We start from the raw sequence: 19,879 nt of genomic DNA, 5'->3' as shown, positions 1-19,879 counted from the left end.
GAGACTAGCCTGATGGGCGTGACACGCCGCGCGAAAATCGTCTGCACGCTTGGCCCCGCGACTTCGAGCCCGGAGCGCATCCGTGGCCTCGTCGAGGCCGGCATGGACGTGGCCCGGCTGAACTTCAGCCACGGCAGCCACGCCGACCACGAGCAGGTCTTTCACCTGGTCCGGCAGACCGCCCAGGCCACCGGGAAAGCCGTGGCGATCCTGGCCGACCTGCAGGGCCCCAAGATCCGCCTCGGCCGGTTCGCCGACGGCCCGCACGAGTGGCGCACCGGTGACTCCGTGGTGATCACCGGCGACGACATCGTGGGCACCCGGGAGCGGGTTTCCTGCACCTACAGCAAGCTTCCCCAGGAGGTCCGCCCCGGCGACCGCCTGCTGATCGACGACGGCCGGGTCGCGGTCGAGGTCAGCTCGGTCGAGGGCAACGACATCCGGGTCCTGGTCACCGAGGGTGGCGCGGTCTCCAACAACAAGGGCGTCTCGCTGCCCAACGTCGCGGTGAGCGTGCCGGCGATGTCGGACAAGGACGCCGAGGACCTCCGGTTCGCCCTCGGTCTCGGCGTCGACATGATCGCGATGTCCTTCGTCCGGTCGGCCGACGACATCAAGCTGGCGCACAACATCATGCAGGAGGTCGGCGTCCACCGGCCGGTCATGGCCAAGGTCGAGAAGCCGGAGGCGGTGGACCACCTGGAGGCCATCGTCGCCGCCTTCGACGGCGGTGTCATGGTCGCCCGCGGTGACCTCGGCGTCGAGCTTCCGCTGGACCAGGTGCCGCTGGTGCAGAAGCGGGCCGTCCAGCTCTGCCGGGAGAACGCCCGCCCGGTCATCGTCGCCACCCAGATGCTCGACTCCATGATCGAGAACTCCCGCCCGACCCGCGCGGAGGCCTCCGACGTGGCGAACGCGGTGCTCGACGGCGCCGACGCGGTGATGCTCTCCGGTGAGACCAGCGTCGGCAAGTATCCGGTGCTCACCGTGAGCACCATGGCGAAGATCATCACCACCACCGAGTCCGGGTCGATCGGCGTGCCCCGGCTCCAGCACGACCCGCGTACGCACGGCGGAGCGCTCACCGTGGCCGCCTCGCAGATCGCCCGTGCCATCGGCGCCAAGGCCCTGGTCGCCTTCTCCCAGACCGGCGACACCGTGCGCCGGCTCTCCCGGCTGCACTGCGACCTGCCGCTGCTCGCCTTCACCCCGGTGCCGGAGGTGCGCGACCAGCTCGCCCTCGCCTGGGGCGTGGAGACCTTCCTGATGCCGTTCGTGCAGCACACCGACGACATGTTCCGCCAGGTCGACCAGGCGCTGCTCGGCCTGGGCCGGGGCAACCCCGGTGACTACGTGGTGATCGTCGCGGGCAGCCCGCCCGGCACCCCCGGCTTCACCAACACCCTGCGGGTGCACCAGCTCGGCTCCCTCGTCGACGCCGCGGCGGCCCGGGCCCTGCAGTGACGTCCGGCGGACCGGTCGGTGGACAGGTCGCGGTCGATCAGCTCCTCGAGGTGCTCGACCTGACCCAGATCGACGAGATGACCTTCCGTGGGATGAGTCCGCCGGTCGGTCCGCAACGGGTGTACGGCGGTCAGGTCGCCGGCCAGGCACTGGTGGCCGCCGGCCGGACCGTCGAGGCGACCCGGTTCGTGCACTCGCTGCACGGCTACTTCGTCCGCCCCGGCGACCCCGTCGAGCCGATCGAGTACGAGGTCGAACGGATCCGCGACGGACGCTCGTTCTCGGTCCGGCGGTCGGTCGCCAGACAGCACGGCAAGACCATCTTCTTCATGTCCGCCTCGTTCCAGCGGCTGGAGGAGGGGCTGGACCACCAGGCCCCGGTCCCACCGGACGTACCCGGTCCGGACGAGGTGCCGACCATGGCCGACCGGCTGGCCCGTTACCCGGAGCGGCTCGGCATCTGGTCGCTCATCCCGCGCCCGATCGACGTCCGGTACGTCGGGGAGCCCGGCTGGGTACGCCCCGGCGACCGGCCCGCCGACCCGTACCAGCGGGTGTGGATGCGGATCGACGGCAAGCTGCCGGACGACCCGCTGCTGCACGCCTGCGCGCTGACGTACGCCTCCGACCTGACCCTGCTCGACTCGGTCCTCTCGGTGCACGGCGAGGTCTGGGGACCCGGCGGTGTGGTCGGCGCGAGCCTCGACCACGCCCTCTGGTTCCACCGGCCGTTCCGGGCCGACGAGTGGTTCCTCTACGACTGCTGGAGCCCGTCCGCCTCCGGCGCACGGGGGCTGGCCACCGGCCGGATGTTCACCGTCGACGGCCGCCAGATCGCCAGCTCGGTCCAGGAGGGTCTGCTCCGCCGGGTCGGCGCCTGACCGCTGCACCGGTCACCGCGCGACCGTGCCGGGACAGCGCGTGACCTGCGCGGGATACGCGTGCTTTCCGCCGGAAGTAGCGCCTTGAGTGGCTTGCCACCCCCGGCACCGTTCGCCGGGCGGCGCGGGGGCTAACCTTGCCGGCATGCGTCTCTCCGCACGGGTCGACTACGCGTTGCGCGCCACGGCCGAACTCGCCGCCACCGCGGACGACACCGCCGCTGCGGCCGGCCCCGCCCGACGCCCGAATCCCGTCACCGCCGAGCAGATCGCCCGCGCGCAGGAGATTCCGCCGAAGTTCCTGGAAAGCATCCTGTTGCAACTGCGCCGGGGTGGGATCGTGCACGCCCAGCGTGGCCCGGAGGGCGGCTACTGGTTGGCCCGCAAGGCGGCGGAAATCTCCCTCGCCGACGTGATCCGGGTGATCGACGGCCCGCTCGCGCACATCCGTGGGCAGCGTCCCGAGGATCTCGGCTACCAGGGCGCCGCCCGATCCCTGCAGGAGGTCTGGATCGCCCTGCGGGCCAGTGAGCGGGAGATCCTCGAACTGGTCACCGTGGCCGACGTGGCCAGCGGCAAACTGCCCGACCGGGTCACCGAACTGGTCAGCGACCCGAACGCCTGGATCTGAGCCAGGCACGGCGGGCCGGTCACGCCGCCCGCAGGTACCTCCACCGGCCGTGGTCGGCGACCGCCAGCGGCTCGGTGTCGGCGAGGATCCGCTCCGGCCGCAGGAAGACCACGGGACTCTGACCCTTGCCGGCCGGCGCGTCCGGATCCGGAAGGTCGCCGGACGGGGTGGCGCGGTCGGTGCCGGGCAGAATCGGATTGTTGCCGGGTTTCCAGGACGCTGTCAGTCCCATCGGATGCTCCATCCGCTGTTCGCCGGGCCCGGGGCGGGCCGTCCGCGAGTCCCTCCATCACAGCACCGGCCGCTGAGAGCCGGCTGCGTGTGAGCTACCGGAACGGTGGGAACCGGCTGTACCCACCGGGGAGGCTGGCGCGGACCGTCGACGGGATCAACGCTACCCATCCGTCGCGCGTACCGCAGCGGCATCGGCCGCGCCGCGGTGCAGGGCCGTCGCGGTCCGCTCGATCAGGTACCAGGCCAGCGCCACCTCGCGCTCGCTGGTCTGCGGTGCCCCGATCGCGAGCCGCAGCGTGTGCCGGCCGCCGACCCGGGTATGGGTCAGGTGGACCCGGCCGGTCGCGTTGACCCGGTGCAGCAGTTCGGCGTTCAGGGCGTCGGCCGCCGCTCCGGGCTCTCCGGCCGACGGTTCGACCGTGGTGGCCCGCAGCCGGAAGCAGACCAGCGAGAACGGGTGCGGGACGACCACCTCGAACCGGTCGTCCGCCCGGACCAGGTCCGCGAATCGTGCGGCCAGGGCAATACCGGTACGGATGTGCGCCCGCAACCCTTCGGCGCCGTACGAGCGCAGGACGAACCAGAGCTTCAACGCCCGGAACCGCCGGCCCAACGGCACCTGCCAGTCGCGGTAGTCGACCACCGCACCTGACTCCGACGCCGCGTTGCGCAGGAACTCCGGCAGTACGCTCAGCGCCTCGGTCAACCCGGCCCGGTCGGCGACCCAGAACGCGTCGCAGTCGAAACCGGTGAGCAGCCACTTGTGCGGGTCGAAGCAGTACGAGTCGGCGTACTCCAGACCCGCGTGCGACCAGCGCAGTTCGGGGCAGATCGCAGCCGCTCCGGCGTACGCGGCGTCGACGTGCAACCAGGTGCCGTACGTCTGGCACAGCTCGCCGATCGCCGGCAGCGGGTCGACGGCGGTGGTGGAGGTGGTCCCGATCGTCGCCACCACCAGCGCCGGTACGTCGCCGGCGGCCAGGTCCGCCTCGATCGCCGCGCGCAGCAACTCCGGCCGCAGGGCCAGGGTGTACGGGTCGGCGCCGATCGCGCGCACCCCGTCGTCGCCCAGCCCGGCGATCCGGGCCGCCTTCTGCACCGACGAGTGCGCCTCGGCCGAGGTGTAGACCCGGTAGCGGCGGTCGAGTCCCTGGCCGCGCCAGCGCCCGCCGCTGGCCCGGTGCAGTGCGGCGAGGGTGGCCACCAGGGTCGCCGACGACGCGGAGTCCTGAATCACCCCGCCACCGGTGCCGGTGGACCGGAACCGGGTCGGCAGGTCGAGCAGCTCGGCCAACCAGTCCAGCATCACCGTTTCCACCTCGGTGCAGGCCGGCGCACTCGCCCAGAGCATGCCCTGCACCCCGAGCCCCGCGCTGACCAGGTCGCCGAGCACGCTCGGCCCGGAGGTGTTGGCGGGGAAGTAGCCGAAGAAGGCCGGGTGCTGCCAGTGGGTGAGGCCGGGGGTGACAACCGTGTCGAGGTCGGCCAGGATCCGGTCGAACGGCTCACCCCGCTCCGGTGGCGAGGCTGGCAGCCGGGCGGCGACCGTACCGGGCGGGTCGGCGGGGGTCACCGGTCGGTCGGCGAGGGTGGCCCAGTAGTCGGCGATCCAGTCGATCACGGCGTACCCGTTGCGGCGGAACTCCTCCGGGTCCATGTGCGTGGCCATGCCCGAGAGTCGATCAGGGATCGACGTCCGGGACAAGAGTGGATCGCCGATCGACCTCAGTGGACGGTGGGGGAGAGGGCGGGTGCGCCGGTGCTGGCCCGGACGGTGAGCCGGGGGTCGAGCAGGGTCCCCTCCGGCACCTCCTTGCCGGCCAGCTTGTCCATCAGCAGCGTCACCGCCCGCTGCCCGACCTCCTCGGCCGGAATGAGCACCGACGTCAGCGCCGGGGCGGCCCGCTCGGCGACCTCGTCCGGGCAGATCGCCACCACCGAGACGTCGCCCGGCACCGTACGACCCAGCGCCGGCAGGGCGGCCAGCACCTGTCCCACCGCCGCCTCGTTGTGCACCACCAGCCCGGACAGGTCCGGCTGCCGGTCGAACAGCCCGGCCAGTTCCCGGCGTACGGAGTCGAAGTTCTCCTCGCACGGCTGGGCGATAGCGGTCAGGCCGAGCCGGTGCGCGGTCTCGGTGAACCCGGCCCGGGTCCGGTGGGCGTAACCGGTGTCCCGGTCGTAGACCACCGCCGGGGCACCGAGCAGGGCGAGGCGTTGGTGCCCGAGCCGGGCCAGATGCTCCACGCAGACCTGACCGGCCTGGTAGAAGTCGAGGTCGACGCAGGTCAGGCCGGTGGCGTCGGCGGGGAAACCGATCAGCACGCTGGGCCGCTCCAGCTCGCGCAGCAGCGGCACCCTCGGGTCGTGCATTTCCACGTCCATCAGGATCAGCCCGTCGACCATCGCGCTGGCCGCGATCCGGCGCAGCTCGGCCGGGCCCTCGTCGGCCGTCATCAGCAGCACGTCGTGGTCGAACCGGCGGGCCGTGGTCACCACGGCGGTGGCGAACTGCATCAGCACCGGCAGGTGCATGCCCGAGCGCAGCGGGAGCACCAGGGCGATCACGTTCGCCCGCCGGCTGGCCAGCGCTCGCGCACCCGCGTTCGGGTGGTAACCGAGCTTCCGTACGCTGGCCAGGACCCGTTCGCGGGTGGTGGCCGAGATGGCCCGCTTGCCGCTCAGGACGTACGAGACGGTGCTCACCGCCACCCCGGCGTGCCGGGCCACGTCGGCGATGGTCACCATGTCCGGGCGTTTCGGTACGAGGTTCGGATCGGACACTAAACGCCTCCAGCATCAGCCACGGACCGTTGACCGATCGTCGCGCTGACGAAGTTCAACCAGCTCACGGTAACGCCTGGGGCGTCGAATAGCAGGTACAGGTCCCGTACTCCGGTCGCCTGCGTCCGCTGCCAGCGACCGGTGACCTCGGCCCAGTCGCGTGGTTGGCGCGCGGCCGGGTCGCGCAGGCCCATCGCCGGGACCGGGATCGTTCCCACCACCGGCCCGTCGACCGGGTCGTCCAACCGGAGGGTGAGCCCGGCCGGGTGCGGGGTCGTCTCGGGCAGGTGCGGGGGCGGGCTGGCGATCCGGGCGGTCACACCGGTCACACCGGTGCCGAAGTCGACCTCGGCGAACCGGACCCAGGCGGCGGCCTCGGTGGCCTGCACCGCGTCGCCGAGCCTGCCGTCGGGCACCGCGACGATCCCGGCGTACTCGTCGTGGGCGGCGGCGCGCAGCCGGTCGCGGAGGGGATCGCGGGGACCGATCCGCTCACCGCGTACGGTCAGCGTGGTGCTGGCCACGAGATCACCGCTGGAACGTCCGATCCAGACGGTGTGTGGGGCCTGCTCGACCACGTACCGGTCCCCGGTCACGTCCCAGTGCGCCAGGTCGGCGGCGCGCAGCGGAAGCCGTACGGTGGTGCTCTCGCCGGGGGTGAGGGCGACCCGGGCGAAGCCGCGCAACTGGCGCAGCGGCTGCTTCACCCGCGACTGCCGCTGCCGGGTGTAGAGCTGCACCACCTCGACGCCGGGCCGCGCGCCGGTGTTGGTCACCTCGACGCTGACCTCGACGGTGCCGTCCGGGTCCACCTCGTCGGTGTCGCACCGCAGGTCGGTGTAGCCGAACGTGGTGTAACTCAGCCCGTGCCCGAACGGGTAGAGCGGGTCGCCCCGGTAGTACAGGTAGGTCGCGTCGCTGGTGATCACGTCGTAGTCGAACAGGTCGGGCAGTTCGGTCGCGGCGCGGTACCAGGTCTGGGTCAGCCGTCCGCCGGGGTCGGTGTCGCCGCAGAGTACGGCGGCCAGCGCGTGCCCGTACTCCTGGCCGCCGTGGGCCGACCACAGTACGGCCGGCAGGTGCGCGTCGGCCCAGTTCACCGCGTACGGATACCCGCTGGTCAGCACGAGCACCGTACGCGGATTCGCCGCGTGTACGGCGCGCAGCAGCGCCTCCTGGGCGGCGGGCAGGGCCAGGTCGACCCGGTCCTCGGTCTCCCGCCCGTTGACCATCGGGTGGTTGCCGAGCACCACCACCGCCACCTGCGCGTCCCCCGCGATCGCCGCCGCCGTGGCGGCACCGTCCTCGACCGTCTCGACGGTGAAGGCGGTCGCCCCGGCGGCGTCGGGCGTCTCGGCGCGCAACACCCCGTCCGGGCCGACGGTGACGAACCGTTCGCCGGCCACGTGCCAGAGCAGGGTGGTCCCGTCGCCCCGTTCGACCAGCCGGAACGTCTCCCGTACCAGCCAGCCGCCGGGGCCGGGCCGGTCGTTGACCAGGACACCGGTCCGGTCGCCCCCGACGTGTTGACCGTTGGCGACCGCGCGGAGTGCGACCAGGTCCCGGCCCCAGTCGTACACCTCGAACCAGCTCGCGGGTGCGGGGTCGGGGCGTACCCGCAGGGGTGCGCCGTCGGCTTCGGCGCCGGCGTGCACGTAACCGGCGTCCGGTCCGGCCACCCGCAGGGCGATCCGGTCGACCCCGGGGTGGTACGTCACCCCGGCACCGATCCGTTCGGTCAGCCCGTCGAGCGCGGTCACCGCGTACGGCAGGGTGCCGCTGTACCAGTCGACGTGCAGGGTCCCGGCGAGCGGACCGAGCACCGCGACCCGGTTGGTCCGGCTCGGGTCGAGGGGGAGCACCCCGTTGTTGCGCAGCAGCACGAACGACTGCTCGGCGGCCTGCCGGGCCAGCCGCCGGTGCGCGGCGCAGTCGACCACCTCCGCCCCGATCCGGTTGTACGGGTTGCGCGCGGGCGGGTCGAACTCGCCCAGCCGGAACCGGATGGTGAGCAGCCGCCGTACCGCATCGTCCAGATCGGACTCCACCAGCAGGCCCCGGCGCAGCGCCTCGGTGAACCGCCACCGGGACGGGGCCCCGTCGGTGTCGTCCTCGGTGAGGTTGTCGACCCCGGCCCGCAGCGCGGCGGCGTAACCGCTCGGGTGGTCCGGCAGGTAGCCCTGGGCGCCGGCCAGGTTGGTGACCGCGCCCGCGTCGCCGACCACCATGATCTCGCCGGGCGCGCTGGCCCGCAGTTCCCCGTGCAGCAGTGGACTCAGATGCGCCGGCCGCCCGTTGACCAGGTTGTACGAAGCCATCACGGCCACCGCCGCGTCGGCCGCGAGCGGGGCCCGGTACGCGGGCAGCTCGTACTCGTGCAGCACCCTCGGCGGGAGGTTGCTGGAACGCAGGCAGCGGTCGGTTTCGTTGTTGTAGCCGAGGAAGTGTTTCAGGGTCGGTGCGGTCTTGAGATAGTCCGGGTGGTCCCCGCGCAGTCCGGTCGCGTACGCGGTGCCGAGCAGGCCGGTCAGCCAGGGATCCTCGGCGTAACCCTCCTCGTTGCGCCCCCACCGGGGGTCACGCAGCGGGTTCACCACCGGTGCCCAGACGTTGAGCCCGATCCGGGCCGGGTCCTGCCGGTGCCGGGCGCGTACCTCGTCGCCGACCGCGTCCCCGACCGCGCGCAGCAGCTCCGGATGCCAGCTGGTGGCCAGCCCGAGGGCCTGGGGGAAGACGGTGGCCGGACCGAGCCAGGCCAGCCCGTGCAGGGCCTCGGTGCCGGTGCGGAAGGTGTCGATGCCGAGCCGGGGGATCGGCGCCTGGTACTGGTGCAGGAGCCCGATCTTCTCGTCCCGGGTGAGCCGTCCGAGCAGGTCGGCGACCCGGTCCGGGAGCGGCCGGTCGGGGTCGCGGAAAACCTGGCCGGCGTCGGTCCGGGCGGCGGGACCGGCCAGGTCGGCGGGGATCCGCAGCCCGGCCGGGCTTTCCGGGACCGACGGGCTGGGCAGGTCGGCGGGATCGGGCAGGATGACCGGTCCGGTGGGTTCGCCCGCGGCGGGGGGTGCGCACACGGGTAGGGCCTCGCGCATGGTGGGCTGGCGCATGTCGATCACCTTTCGTGATCCTGCGGGCGGATCCACCGGCGCGGGCGGGCGGAACGCCTCGAAGACTCGGTTCGAGCATGGTGGGGTGGCGGTGTGGGGTCGGTCGCCAGCCCGGGAAGCTCGAAGCGCTTCGACGACCAGGAAAAGGTGTGCCTCACCGGTACGCCGGACGCCGGGGCGTGGTGGCAAGGCACCTTCGAGGCTTCCACCCGCCGCCGGGCCGGTCAAGGGATGACGTCGGTCGATTTGATACCGGCCGGTCCATTCCCGGCCGTGCCACCACGGGGGCGCGGCGGGTCAGAGCGGCGGGGCGGTGGGCAGCCGGCCGGCGTCGACCATGGCGAGGGCGCGGGCCGCGCCGCCGACCGCCGCCGCACCCGGTCCGAGGGCGGAGGCGGCCAGCCGGGTTCCCCCGGCGTCCGGTGCCACCGTACGGGCGGCAAGCTCGGTCTCGGCCGCCGGCAACAGCCACGGTGCGAGCGTGACGAAGTAGCCGCCGAGCAGCACCACCTCGGGGTTGACCAGGTTCCCGAGCACGGCGATCCCGTGGCCGAGGTGCCGCCCGGCCTCGGTGAGCGTGTCCAGTGCCAACCGGTCGCCCTGCCGGGCGCGGCTGCGGATCCGTTCCACCTCGGGGGCGTAGTCGGTGACCGGACCGTCCGGTGCGGTGTCGGGCAGCGCCCGCCGGATCAGCGCCGGGATGCCGGCCAGGGCCTCCAGGCAGCCGCGCCGGCCGCAGGGGCAGGCCGGACCGGTCGGGTCGAGGCAGAGGTGGCCGATCTCCCCGGCGAAGCCGCGCCCGCCGCGCAGCAGCCGGCCGTCGGCCACCACTCCGGCGCCGATGCCGGCGCTCGCGGTGAAGTGGACCAGGTTGGCGGTGCCGGCGTACGGGCCGTGCCGGTGCTCGGCGAGCGCGGCCAGGTTGGCGTCGTTGTCGACCACCACGTCGAAGGCCGGCTCCCGCAACGCCCGGCGCAGGTCGGCGCCGAGGGTCAGGTCCCGCCAGCCCAGGCTCGGCGCGATCCGGACCGTGCCCGCCGCGTCGATCAGTCCGGGTACGCCGACCGTGAGCCCGAGGATGGTGCGCCCCTGGCCGGCGAGCCGGTTGATCGCCCGCCCGGCCAGGGTGGCGATCGAGCTGACCGCCCGGGTACCGATGCCGCCCGAGCCGGCGAAGGCCCGGCGCCAGGTGAGCAGTTCGGTCCCGCCGAGGTCGACCGCGACCACGGTGAGCTGGTCGGCGCCGACCTCGATCCCGATCGCCGCGTACGGCTCGCCGTCGAGGACCAGCATGGTGGCGGGGCGGCCGATCCGGTTCTCGGTGAGCCCGGTCTCGCGCAGCAGTCGCCGGTCGATCAGGTCGGCGACCAGGCTGGACACGGTCGCCTTGTTGAGCCCGGTCGAGGCGGCGATGTCCGCCCGCGAGCAGGGCGCGTGCGCGCGTACGTAACGCAGCACGACGGCGAGGTTGGTGGCCCGTACGTCGGCGAGGTCGGCCGGCTCGGCACCGGTCTGCATCGTGATCAAAGTCTTTCCGCTCCCCGCGTACTGGTGGTGTAGGGAAGGGCCCCTTGTTATCGCTATTTGTAGCGGAAGGGGCCCCTGCGAACACCTGGCGTGCCGCCGGTGACTCCCTTGTGGCAGCGGTCACCGTCGATTAACTTAGTTTAGTCACCCGACGAAATAACTCTACCTGTGCGTCGCTGCGCCGCACACCCCACCGATTGAAGGGAGCGTGGCGTGGATCCAACGCATCCGAGCGGGGCCACCGACCGCCGCCGATTCCTCGCCCTGTTCGGCCTCGGCACCGCCGCGCTGGCCAGTGGTGGCCTGCTGGCCGGTTGCAGCAAGGAGGCCGGCAGCAGGGGCAGTGCCACCCAGGCCGACGCGGTCAAGGGCGTACTGCCCAACTACAGGGCGGTCGACCTGATCAAGCCGGACATCCCCGGCCAGGGGCCGATCCCGCAGGGCTTCCTCACCTACCCCCGTGAGCTGGTGGTCTCGGTGCCGGACAAGCCCGGTGCCGGCGGACCGGAGATCAGGACGATGTCGCCGTGGTGGGGGCCGACCCCGCCCGCCCTGGGGCGAAACTCCTATCTGGACGCGGTGAACGCCCAGCTCGGCGTCACGGTCAACCCGAGTTTGCAGGACGGGAACACCTACTCCGACAAGCTCAGCGCGGTGCTCGGCGCGCGGGACGTACCGGACCTGCTGGTCGGGCCGAACTGGGAAATCGACAAGATCTCTCGGTTCTCGGACGCGGTGAAGGCACTCTTCGAGGACCTGACCGACTACCTCAAGGGCGATGCGGTGCACGCGTACCCGAATCTGGCCGCCCTCTCCACCGGCGCCTGGGAGTACGCGGCCTGGGGCGGGCGGCTCTACTCCGTACCGTTCCCGACCGACGGCCCGTTCGCGTTCGCGATGTTCCACCGCAAGGACCTCACCGACGCGGCCGGTGTCGGCGCGCCGACCACCACCGACGAGCTGTACCGGTTCGGCAAGGAGATGACCAGGGCGGACCGGGGCGTCTGGGCGTTCGGCAGCGTCTTCTCCATGGTGCAGCAGTACTTCGGCTGCCCCGGCGTGCAGAACGGCTGGCGGCGCAAGCCCGACGGCGGCCTGGTCCACAAGTACGAGCTGCCCGAGTACCGGGCCGCGCTGGAGTTCACCGCCCGCCTCTTCACCGAGGGGCTGGTGCACCCGGACACGGTGGCCACCAAGGGCGCCGACGAGAAGCAGCTCTTCAACGGGGGCAAGATCCTGATGTACCAGGACGGTCTGGGCGCCTGGCAGGGGATGCAGGGCGAGCAGGTCAAGGTGACCCCGACCTTCAACATGCAGCCGATACCGGTGTTCGGCGCGGGCAGCACCAAGCCGGTGATCTGGGGCAGCGAGAAGCCGATCTTCTTCACCTTCGTCAAGAAGGGGCTCGGCAGGGCGCGTACCGAGGAGATCCTGCGGGTGCTCAACTGGGGCGCCGCCCCGTTCGGCAGCCGCGAGTACGAGCTGCGCGAGTACGGCGTCGAGGGCAAGCACTTCACCCGAGCCGCCGACGGCAGCCCGATCCCCACCGAGCTGGGGCGCAAGGAGAAGGCCTCCCAGTACGACTACCTCGGTGGCAGGGTGCCGGTCAAGGTACGCAGCGGCGACACCCCGAACTACGTACAGGACTACCTCGGTTACCACCGGGCGACGATCACCCATCTGGAATTGGACCTGTTCGCCGGGATCAAGCTCGAACTGCCGGCGAACTACTCCAAGGTGCTGGTCCCCAGCGAAGACAAGATCAACGACATCCTCCGTGGTCGGCGGCCGATTGGCGACCTCGACCAGGTGGCCAGTGAGTTCCGGTCCGGTGGCGGGGACGAGGGGCGGGCCTTCCTGGAAAAGGCCCTGGCCGACAACGGCAGATGACCACCGACGAGAAGGCCGCCGACCGGGGGGCCGTCGGTCGCCGGGCTGCCGCTCGACGTGTCGAGGGTCGACCTGTCGCGGGTCGGCGGGGCACCGGTCGGGGCAGGCGGCCGGGCCGGCGCACCCTGGCCGACCGGCTGCGCCGGGACTGGCCGCTGCTGGTGATGGCCGCGCCCGCCGCGCTGCTGCTGCTGGTCTTCCACTACCTGCCGACGCTGGGCAACGTGATCGCCTTCCAGGACTACAACCCGTTCCTGGGCGACGATCCGCTCGACGCGTTCATCCACAGCGAGTGGATCGGCTTCGGCAACTTCGAGACCCTCTTCCGCGACCCCGCGTTCTGGGACGCGGTCCGCAACACCCTGACCATCACCGCGTTCCAGCTCGTCTTCTTCTTCCCACTGCCGATCCTGCTGGCGATCCTGCTCAACAGCGTGGTCTCCGGCCGGGTACGCGGTTTCGTGCAGAGCGTGGTGTACCTGCCGCACTTCTTCAGTTGGGTGCTGGTGGTCACCTTCTTCGTGCAGATGCTCGGTGGTGCCGGCCTGCTCGCGCAGGAGTTGCGCCAGGCCGGTTTCGAGCCGTGGGACGTGATGACCGACCCGGACACGTTCATGGTGCTGGTAACCGCCGAGGCGGTCTGGAAGGACGCCGGCTGGGGCGCGATCGTCTTCCTGGCCGCGCTGTCGGCGATAGACCAGAACCTGTACGAGGCCGCCGCCGCCGACGGTGCGGGCCCCTGGCGGCGGCTCTGGCACATCACGCTGCCCGGACTCCGGCCGGTGATCATCCTGCTGCTGATCATGAGGCTGGGTGACGCGCTCTCGGTCGGCTTCGAGCAGTTCATCCTGCAGCGGGAGGCGGTCGGCCGGCAGGCCGCCGAGGTCCTCGACACGTTCGTCTACTACCAGGCGATCGTGCCCCAGCAGTGGGGCCTCGGAGCGGCGGCCGGACTGTTCAAGGCCGCCGTCGGACTGATCCTGATCCTGGCCGCGAACAAGGCCGCACACCGGCTCGGCGAGCAGGGGGTGTACGCGAAATCATGAGCGTCACGTCGACACGGCACGGTGGACCGGCGCGGGTCGAGCCTCCGGGCAAAAATTGGACCGGCCGCATCCGGGACCGGTGGCAGCGGAACCGGCGGCAGCGGGGCCAGTGGCAGCGGGACCGGCGTCGGCGGGAGCGGGAGCGCCGGCCGGCCTGGGCGGAGGCACCGACCCCGATCGGCCGGTTCGGCAAGGGTGTCCTGCTCACGCTGCTGGTGCTGGCCGTACTCGGGCCGATCTGGGCGGTGGTGGTGACCAGCCTCGCCTCCCGGGACACGATCAACGAGGCGGGCGGGATCGTGCTCGTGCCCCGCGAGATCGACGTCTCGGCGTACGTGACGATCTTCTCCGGCGGGACGGTCACCCAGGCGGTCTGGATCAGCACCCTGGTCACCGTGGCCGGTACGGCGGTCAGCCTGGTGCTGACCGTGCTCGCCGCGTACGGGCTGTCCTGGCCGGACTCGCTGGCTCACCGCCCGCTGCTCTTCTTCTTCCTGCTGACGTTCCTGATCTTCCCCGGCCTGGTGCCGAGTTACCTGGTGGTGACCGGGCTGGGCCTGAAGAACAGCCTCTGGTCGCTGATCCTGCCCAGTGCGATCAGCGTGTTCAACCTGGTGGTGATCCGCGCCTTCTTCATGAACGTGCCGGGCGAGTTGGTGGACAGCGCCCGGATCGACGGGGCGGGAGAGTTCCGCATCCTGACCCGGATCATGCTGCCGCTGTCCCGGGCGGTGGTGGCGGTGGTCGGGCTGTTCTACGCGGTCGGCTACTGGAACTCGTACTTCAACGCGGTGCTCTACCTGGACGACAACGACAAGTTCCCGATCCAGCGGGTGTTGCAGAGTTACCTGCTCGCCGGCCAGTCCCCGCACGTCACCGGCAGCGTGCCCAACCTGCCGGGGATCAGCGCGTACCCGCCGACGCTGGCGATCAAGATGGCGGTCGTGGTGGTGACCGTGATCCCGGCGGTGGTGGTCTACCCGTTCGTGCAACGCCACTTCACCAAGGGCGTGCTCACCGGGGCGGTCAAGGGCTGACGGGGGGCGGGGCGCCCCCCACCTGGGCACCCCGCCGGACCCGTACCCGCGGGGTCCCAGCCGCCGAAACTCACCCCGTGGGCAGTGGGCCGACCGGCAAGCCGGTCTGTCCGGTCCACTCGCACCGCCGAGCGGCCTGCCCTCTAGTTTCTTTGGTCTCCAAACAAACTGTCAATGCTTCGACGCCCATCAAAGCCTGGAACTGGCATTCTCGGAGGTCTGGCGCTTCAACACCGGTGTCCAATTAGGTGGGAAACCAAACGAAGAACGGATGGAGGCGAGCGGTTTGCGGTGGCCGAAGGGGATCGACGGGCTCTGTTACGGCGGGGACTACAACCCGGAGCAGTGGCCGCCGGAGGTCTGGGCGCAGGACGTGGCACTGATGCGGCAGGCGCGGGTCAACCTGGTCACCGTCGGGGTCTTCGCCTGGTCCCGGCTCGAACCACAACCGGGCCGGTACGACTTCGACTGGTTGGACCGGGTGCTGGACCTGCTGCACGACGGCGGGATCCGGGTCGCCCTGGCCACCCCGACCGCGTCCCCGCCACCGTGGTTCTCGGTGGCCCATCCCGACGCGCTCCCGGTCACCGCGACCGGCGTACGGCTGCACCACGGCAGCCGGGACACCTACTGCGCGAGCGCACCGGCCTACCGTACGGCCGCCGGGACGATCACCGCCGCGCTCGCCGAGCGCTACCGGGACCACCCCGCGCTGGCGCTGTGGCACGTACACAACGAGTACGGCACCACCTGCCACTGTCCGTACGCGACCGAGGCGTTCCGGCGCTGGTTGCGGGACCGCCACCACGATCTGGACCGGGTCAACGACGCCTGGAGCACGAGCTTCTGGAGCCAGCACTACACGGACTGGGCGCAGATCTCGACGCCCCGCGCCACCCAGTACCTGGCCAATCCGGCCCAGGTGCTCGACTTCCGCCGGTTCTGGTCCGACGAACTGCTCACCGCGTACGCCGAGCAGCGCGACCTGCTTCGGGCCGCGACGCCGGACGTGCCGGTGACCACCAACTACGTCTTCGGGAACTGGGTCCCGGTCGACCACGCCCGCTGGTCGGGCGAGGTGGACCTGGTCGCGATCGACCACTACCCGTCGGCCGCCGACCGGGGCGCGGAGGAGCAGATCGCGTTCGCCGCCGACCTGGCCCGATCCTGGGCCCGTCGGGTCCCGCCGATCGTGCCCGCCCCGACCGGGGTCGACGCCCCGACCGCCGTTCTCGAACCGTCCGGCGGCAACGGGCCGGGCTGGTTGCTGATGGAGAGCGCGCCGAACCTGATCTACACGCCCGGTCGGATGCACAGCCGGGAGCCGGGGCGGCTGGCCCGCAACAGCCTCGCGTACGTGGCCCGAGGGTCGGGTGGGGCGATGTTCTTCCAGTGGCGGGCACCGGCAGGTGGGGCGGAACGTTTCCACTCGGCGCTGGTGCCGCACGCCGGGCCGGACAGCCGGGTGTTCCGGGAGACCGTCGAGCTGGGGCGCGTGCTGGACGAGCTGCCGGCGGTGCGGGCCGGGGCGGTCGAGGCGTCCGTGGCGATCGGGTGGGACGCCGAGTGCTGGTGGGCCCTGGACGGCCCCGGCCTGCCCACGGACCGGCTCGACTATCTCGACGAGGTCCGCGCGGCCCACCGGCTGCTGTGGCGGGCCGGCTTCGGCACCGACTTCCTCGGCCCGGACCAACTCACCCCGGACCGGCTCGCTCCCGACCGACCCGACGCGGCCGGCAGCCCGGACGGGTTCGACCCGACCGGTGGTCCGGACCCGCTGGCCGGGTACCACCTGCTTGTCCTTCCCGCGTTCTACCTGGTCTCGGATACGACCGCGGCGCGGATACGGGCCTTCGTCGCGGGTGGTGGGCACCTGGTCGTCGGTTACCTCAGCGGGGTCGCCGACGAGCACGGCCGGGTCCGGCTGGGCGGTTATCCGGGCGCGTTCCGGGAGGTGCTCGGCATCCGGGTGGAGGAGTTCCATCCCCTCCCCGACAACGAGCGGTACCCCCTCGTCGGCGTCGAACCCGCGCTCAGGACCGGGGAGCCGGCCGCCGAGGCAACGGCCGAAGCAGGCGCGGACGTGACCGGTCGACTGTGGACCGAGACCGTACGGCTGGTCGGGGCGCGGACCGTGTTCGCGTACGGCGGCGGCCGGTTGGCCGGTCAGCCGGCGGTGACCCGTCACCGGCACGGCAACGGCGTGGCCTGGTACGTCTCCACCCGACTCGACGACGTCGCGTACCGGCGGTTGCTGACCACCGCGGCGCTGGCGGCCGGGGCGGCGCCGACCTGCCCGGCGGCGCCGGACGGGGTGGAGGCGGTCCGCCGCCGCACACCCGACGGCCCGAGCTGGCTGTTCCTGCTCAACCACGACCCCGAGCCGCGAACCGTGCCACTGCCCCAACCGGCGGTGCCGGTGAACGCGACGGAAACGGCGGGACCGGCGACCGAGGTGGTCGTGCCGGGCGGTGGATACGTCGTCCTGCGGGAGAACTGAAACCTTTAAATTCAGCCCGGTCTATCTTGTGGCCCGCGGAAGGGTTGTCCTAGGCTCCAGGTGCGTTCGGAGCCTCCACCCTTCGTCGAACCGGCCATTGAACTGATCCATTTACCGGCCGTTTCCGCGTGGCGAGTCGAGCCGCCGGCCCTGGGCAGGCCGGCAGCACCCGTCCGGTCAGCCGGCCGGCGGCACCGCCGCGCACCCGTCCCCCACGGAGTAGAGATGCCCAGCTCACGAGAACGCGTCCCCTACCGATCGGCGGGGCTGCGATCCCGCCGCACCGCGCTGCTCGCCGCCGTCGCCGCCGGCACCCTCGCCGTCACCGGGGCCATGACCGCGGTGGTCGCCTCGGCCGCCGCCGCCGGCTGCCGGGTCGACTACCAGGTCGCCAACCAGTGGCAGGGCGGGTTCGGCGCCAGCGTCACCGTCACCAACCTCGGCGACCCGCTCACCGCCTGGTCCCTGACCTGGTCGTACGCCGCCGGTCAGCAGGTGACCCAGGCATGGAACGCCACGGTCACCCAGTCCGGCGCCCAGGTGACCGCCGTCAACGTCGGTTACAACGGGGCGGTCGCCACCAACGGCACCGTCTCGTTCGGCTTCAACGGATCCTGGAACAACAGCAGCAACCCGGTGCCGGCGAGTTTCGCGGTGAACGGCACCACCTGCACCGGCGGGGTCACCCCGACCACCGGCCCGCCCCCGACCACACCGCCGACCGGGACACCGACCCCGACACCGACCGGCACGACTCCGGCACCGACCACCGACCCGCCGCCGACCACACCGACCACCCCACCGACGACGCCACCGCCGGCGGCCGGGGCGAAGCAGGCCGAGGACCTGGACCGGGGGCTGGTCAGCGTCCGGTCCGGTAGCGCCAACCTGGTCTCCTGGCGGCTGCTCGGCACCGAGGGAACGGGTGTGTCGTTCAACCTCTACCGGGGCTCGACCAGGGTGAACGCCTCGCCGATCACCGGCGCCACGAACTACCTGGACAGCGGTGCCGCGGCCGGGTCGGCCTACACCGTACGGGCGGTGGTGGGCGGGACCGAGCAGGCCGCGTCGACGTCGGCGCTCCAGTTCGCCAACGGTTACCTCGACGTACGGCTGCAGGTGCCGCCGGGCGGGACCACCCCGTCCGGGGAGGCGTACACGTACTCGGCCAACGACGCCTCCGTCGGTGATCTGGACGGCGACGGCCGGTACGAGATCGTGCTGAAGTGGGATCCGTCCAACGCCAAGGACAACTCGCAGTCCGGGTACACCGGGAACGTGTACGTCGACGCGTACACCCTGACCGGGACCCGGTTGTGGCGGATCGACCTGGGTCGCAACATCCGGGCCGGTGCCCACTACACCCAGTTCCAGGTGTACGACTACGACGGCGACGGTGACGCCGAGGTGGCGATGAAGACCGCCGACGGCACCCGGTCCGGCACCGGGCAGCTCATCGGCTCGTCCTCGGCCGACCACCGCAACGCAAGCGGCTACGTCCTCGCCGGGCCGGAGTACCTGACCATGTTCGACGGTCGGACCGGGGCGGTCGCGTCCACGGTGGACTATTTGCCGGCTCGCGGCACGGTCTCCTCGTGGGGCGACAACTACGGCAACCGGGTGGACCGGTTCCTCGCCGGCACCGCGTACCTGGACGGGCAGCGTCCGTCGTTGATCATGTCGCGCGGCTACTACACCCGTACGGTGATCGTGGCGTGGGACTTCCGCAACGGGAGCCTGACCCGCCGCTGGACGTTCGACTCCAACTCCGCCGGCAGCCAGTACGCCGGCCAGGGCAACCACAGTCTTGCGATCGCCGACGTGGACGCCGACGGCCGGGACGAGATCCTGTTCGGCGCGATGTGCGTCGACGACAACGGGAGCGTGCTCTGGAACACCGGGCACGGGCACGGGGACGCCGCGCACGTCGGTGACCTGGACCCGAGCCGGGCGGGGCTGGAGTATTTCAAGGTCAGTGAGGATGCCAGCAAGCCGTCGTCCTGGTTCGCGAACGCGCGTACCGGTCAGGTCCTGTGGTCGACGGCGGCGTCCGGGGACAACGGCCGGGGAGTGGCCGGGGACATCTACGCAGGCAGCGCGGGCGCGGAGTCGTGGTCGGCGGCGGTCGACGGGCTGCGCAGCCCGAGTGGGGCGAACGTCGGCCGCAAGCCCTCGTCGACGAACTTCCTGGTCTGGTGGGACGGGGATCCGGTACGCGAGCTGCTCGACGCCACCCGGATCGACAAGTACGGCACCGGCGGCGACACCCGGCTGCTCACCGGCAGCGGAGTGGCCTCGAACAACGGCACCAAGTCCACGCCCGCGCTGTCGGCCGACATCCTCGGCGACTGGCGCGAGGAGGTGATCTGGCGTACGAGTGACAGCTCGGCGTTACGGATCTACAGCACGCCGACGACGACCAGCACCAGGATCGCGACGTTGATGCACGATCCGCAGTATCGGGTGGCGGTCGCGTGGCAGAACACCGCCTACAACCAGCCGCCGCATCCGAGCTTCTTCATCGGTTACGGGATGGCGACCCCGCCCCAGCCCAACATCTATCTGCGCTGAGGCCCAGTCGTACCGGACCGGGTAGGGGCCCACCCCACCCGGCCCGGTACGACACACACCGCGACATAACGCGACCCGTCCCGACCGCGCATGTCGAACCACCACCGGTAGTAACACTAGCCTCGGCCCTTCAGTAAGGGTGGGCGGTGCCGTGGTCCGGGAACGCGAAAGTGCCTTCTGATTTGGGAAGATCTGGGATGTCTAAGGCCC

General features: G+C 71.6%; 13 protein-coding genes. 8 read left to right on the top strand and 5 right to left on the bottom strand.

Features of this window, described 5'->3' with window-relative positions; all coding sequences use genetic code 11:
* Positions 1–12: 12 nt before the first annotated feature.
* The 3 genes from pyk (at position 13) to ACWEFB_RS26870 (ending at position 2,976) form a co-directional block, all read left to right on the top strand.
* Positions 13–1,464 (top strand): pyruvate kinase, encoded by a 1,452-nt coding sequence (gene pyk / locus ACWEFB_RS26880; RefSeq protein WP_452289728.1) that lies wholly within the window; start codon positions 13–15, stop codon positions 1,462–1,464.
* Entirely contained in the window at positions 1,461–2,345 is an 885-nt protein-coding gene (locus ACWEFB_RS26875) for an acyl-CoA thioesterase (protein WP_452289726.1), read from the top strand. Before pyk ends, ACWEFB_RS26875 begins: the two co-directional genes overlap by 4 nt.
* 145 nt (positions 2,346–2,490) lie before the next feature.
* Positions 2,491–2,976 (top strand): RrF2 family transcriptional regulator, encoded by a 486-nt coding sequence (locus tag ACWEFB_RS26870; RefSeq protein ID WP_452289724.1) that lies wholly within the window; start codon positions 2,491–2,493, stop codon positions 2,974–2,976.
* A 19-nt stretch (positions 2,977–2,995) separates the two neighbouring features.
* On the opposite strand, the gene ACWEFB_RS26865 is transcribed toward ACWEFB_RS26870, so the two are convergent.
* The 5 genes from ACWEFB_RS26865 to ACWEFB_RS26845 all read right to left on the bottom strand — a co-directional run bounded on the left by ACWEFB_RS26865 (position 2,996) and on the right by ACWEFB_RS26845 (position 10,616).
* Positions 2,996–3,208 carry a hypothetical protein gene (locus ACWEFB_RS26865; protein ID WP_326556849.1) on the bottom strand — a complete coding sequence of 71 codons (213 nt, stop codon included), beginning with the start codon at positions 3,206–3,208 and terminating at the stop codon, positions 2,996–2,998.
* A 162-nt stretch (positions 3,209–3,370) separates the two neighbouring features.
* Positions 3,371–4,879 (bottom strand): pyridoxal-dependent decarboxylase, encoded by a 1,509-nt coding sequence (locus ACWEFB_RS26860; RefSeq protein ID WP_452289721.1) that lies wholly within the window; start codon positions 4,877–4,879, stop codon positions 3,371–3,373.
* A gap of 56 nt (positions 4,880–4,935) precedes the next feature.
* Positions 4,936–5,994, bottom strand: a complete 1,059-nt coding sequence (locus tag ACWEFB_RS26855) for a LacI family DNA-binding transcriptional regulator (RefSeq protein WP_326556851.1) — start codon at positions 5,992–5,994, stop codon at positions 4,936–4,938.
* Positions 5,994–9,098, bottom strand: coding sequence for a glycoside hydrolase family 3 C-terminal domain-containing protein (locus ACWEFB_RS26850; protein ID WP_452289719.1), 3,105 nt, complete (start codon positions 9,096–9,098; stop codon positions 5,994–5,996). The genes ACWEFB_RS26855 and ACWEFB_RS26850 overlap by 1 nt, the downstream gene beginning before the upstream one ends.
* Positions 9,099–9,395: 297 nt before the next feature.
* A complete protein-coding gene (locus ACWEFB_RS26845) occupies positions 9,396–10,616 on the bottom strand; it encodes an ROK family protein (RefSeq protein WP_452289867.1) in 1,221 nt (406 codons plus the stop codon).
* A 222-nt stretch (positions 10,617–10,838) separates the two neighbouring features.
* On the opposite strand from ACWEFB_RS26845, the gene ACWEFB_RS26840 reads away from it, so the two are divergent.
* The 5 genes from ACWEFB_RS26840 (at position 10,839) to ACWEFB_RS26820 (ending at position 19,669) form a co-directional block, all read left to right on the top strand.
* Positions 10,839–12,515, top strand: a complete 1,677-nt coding sequence (locus ACWEFB_RS26840; protein WP_452289717.1) for an extracellular solute-binding protein — start codon at positions 10,839–10,841, stop codon at positions 12,513–12,515.
* Positions 12,512–13,561 carry an ABC transporter permease gene (locus ACWEFB_RS26835; protein ID WP_452289715.1) on the top strand — a complete coding sequence of 350 codons (1,050 nt, stop codon included), beginning with the start codon at positions 12,512–12,514 and terminating at the stop codon, positions 13,559–13,561. Before ACWEFB_RS26840 ends, ACWEFB_RS26835 begins: the two co-directional genes overlap by 4 nt.
* Positions 13,558–14,598, top strand: a complete 1,041-nt coding sequence (locus ACWEFB_RS26830; RefSeq protein ID WP_452289713.1) for a carbohydrate ABC transporter permease — start codon at positions 13,558–13,560, stop codon at positions 14,596–14,598. Before ACWEFB_RS26835 ends, ACWEFB_RS26830 begins: the two co-directional genes overlap by 4 nt.
* A gap of 271 nt (positions 14,599–14,869) precedes the next feature.
* Positions 14,870–17,098, top strand: a complete 2,229-nt coding sequence (locus ACWEFB_RS26825) for a beta-galactosidase (protein ID WP_452289711.1) — start codon at positions 14,870–14,872, stop codon at positions 17,096–17,098.
* A 225-nt stretch (positions 17,099–17,323) separates the two neighbouring features.
* The gene (locus ACWEFB_RS26820) at positions 17,324–19,669 is read left to right on the top strand and encodes a rhamnogalacturonan lyase family protein (RefSeq protein ID WP_452289709.1); all 2,346 of its coding nucleotides are present in this window, start codon (positions 17,324–17,326) and stop codon (positions 19,667–19,669) included.
* The last annotated feature ends 210 nt before the right edge of the window (positions 19,670–19,879 follow it).

This window comes from Micromonospora sp. NPDC004704, assembly GCF_053601675.1.
Note: the sequence above shows the minus strand (reverse complement) of the source record. Positions and strands in the feature narration are given on the sequence as shown.

What these genes read in the sequence shown, in the direction of transcription:
- pyk (WP_452289728.1), top strand. Translation starts at nt 13, where the DNA reads ATGGGCGTGACACGCCGCGCGAAAATCGTCTGCACGCTTGGCCCCGCG.
- ACWEFB_RS26870 (WP_452289724.1), top strand. Translation starts at nt 2,491, where the DNA reads ATGCGTCTCTCCGCACGGGTCGACTACGCGTTGCGCGCCACGGCCGAA.
- ACWEFB_RS26865 (WP_326556849.1), bottom strand. Translation starts at nt 3,208, where the DNA reads ATGGGACTGACAGCGTCCTGGAAACCCGGCAACAATCCGATTCTGCCC.
- ACWEFB_RS26860 (WP_452289721.1), bottom strand. Translation starts at nt 4,879, where the DNA reads ATGGCCACGCACATGGACCCGGAGGAGTTCCGCCGCAACGGGTACGCC.
- ACWEFB_RS26850 (WP_452289719.1), bottom strand. Translation starts at nt 9,098, where the DNA reads ATGCGCCAGCCCACCATGCGCGAGGCCCTACCCGTGTGCGCACCCCCC.
- ACWEFB_RS26845 (WP_452289867.1), bottom strand. Translation starts at nt 10,616, where the DNA reads ATGCAGACCGGTGCCGAGCCGGCCGACCTCGCCGACGTACGGGCCACC.
- ACWEFB_RS26835 (WP_452289715.1), top strand. Translation starts at nt 12,512, where the DNA reads ATGACCACCGACGAGAAGGCCGCCGACCGGGGGGCCGTCGGTCGCCGG.
- ACWEFB_RS26830 (WP_452289713.1), top strand. Translation starts at nt 13,558, where the DNA reads ATGAGCGTCACGTCGACACGGCACGGTGGACCGGCGCGGGTCGAGCCT.
- ACWEFB_RS26825 (WP_452289711.1), top strand. Translation starts at nt 14,870, where the DNA reads ATGGAGGCGAGCGGTTTGCGGTGGCCGAAGGGGATCGACGGGCTCTGT.
- ACWEFB_RS26820 (WP_452289709.1), top strand. Translation starts at nt 17,324, where the DNA reads ATGCCCAGCTCACGAGAACGCGTCCCCTACCGATCGGCGGGGCTGCGA.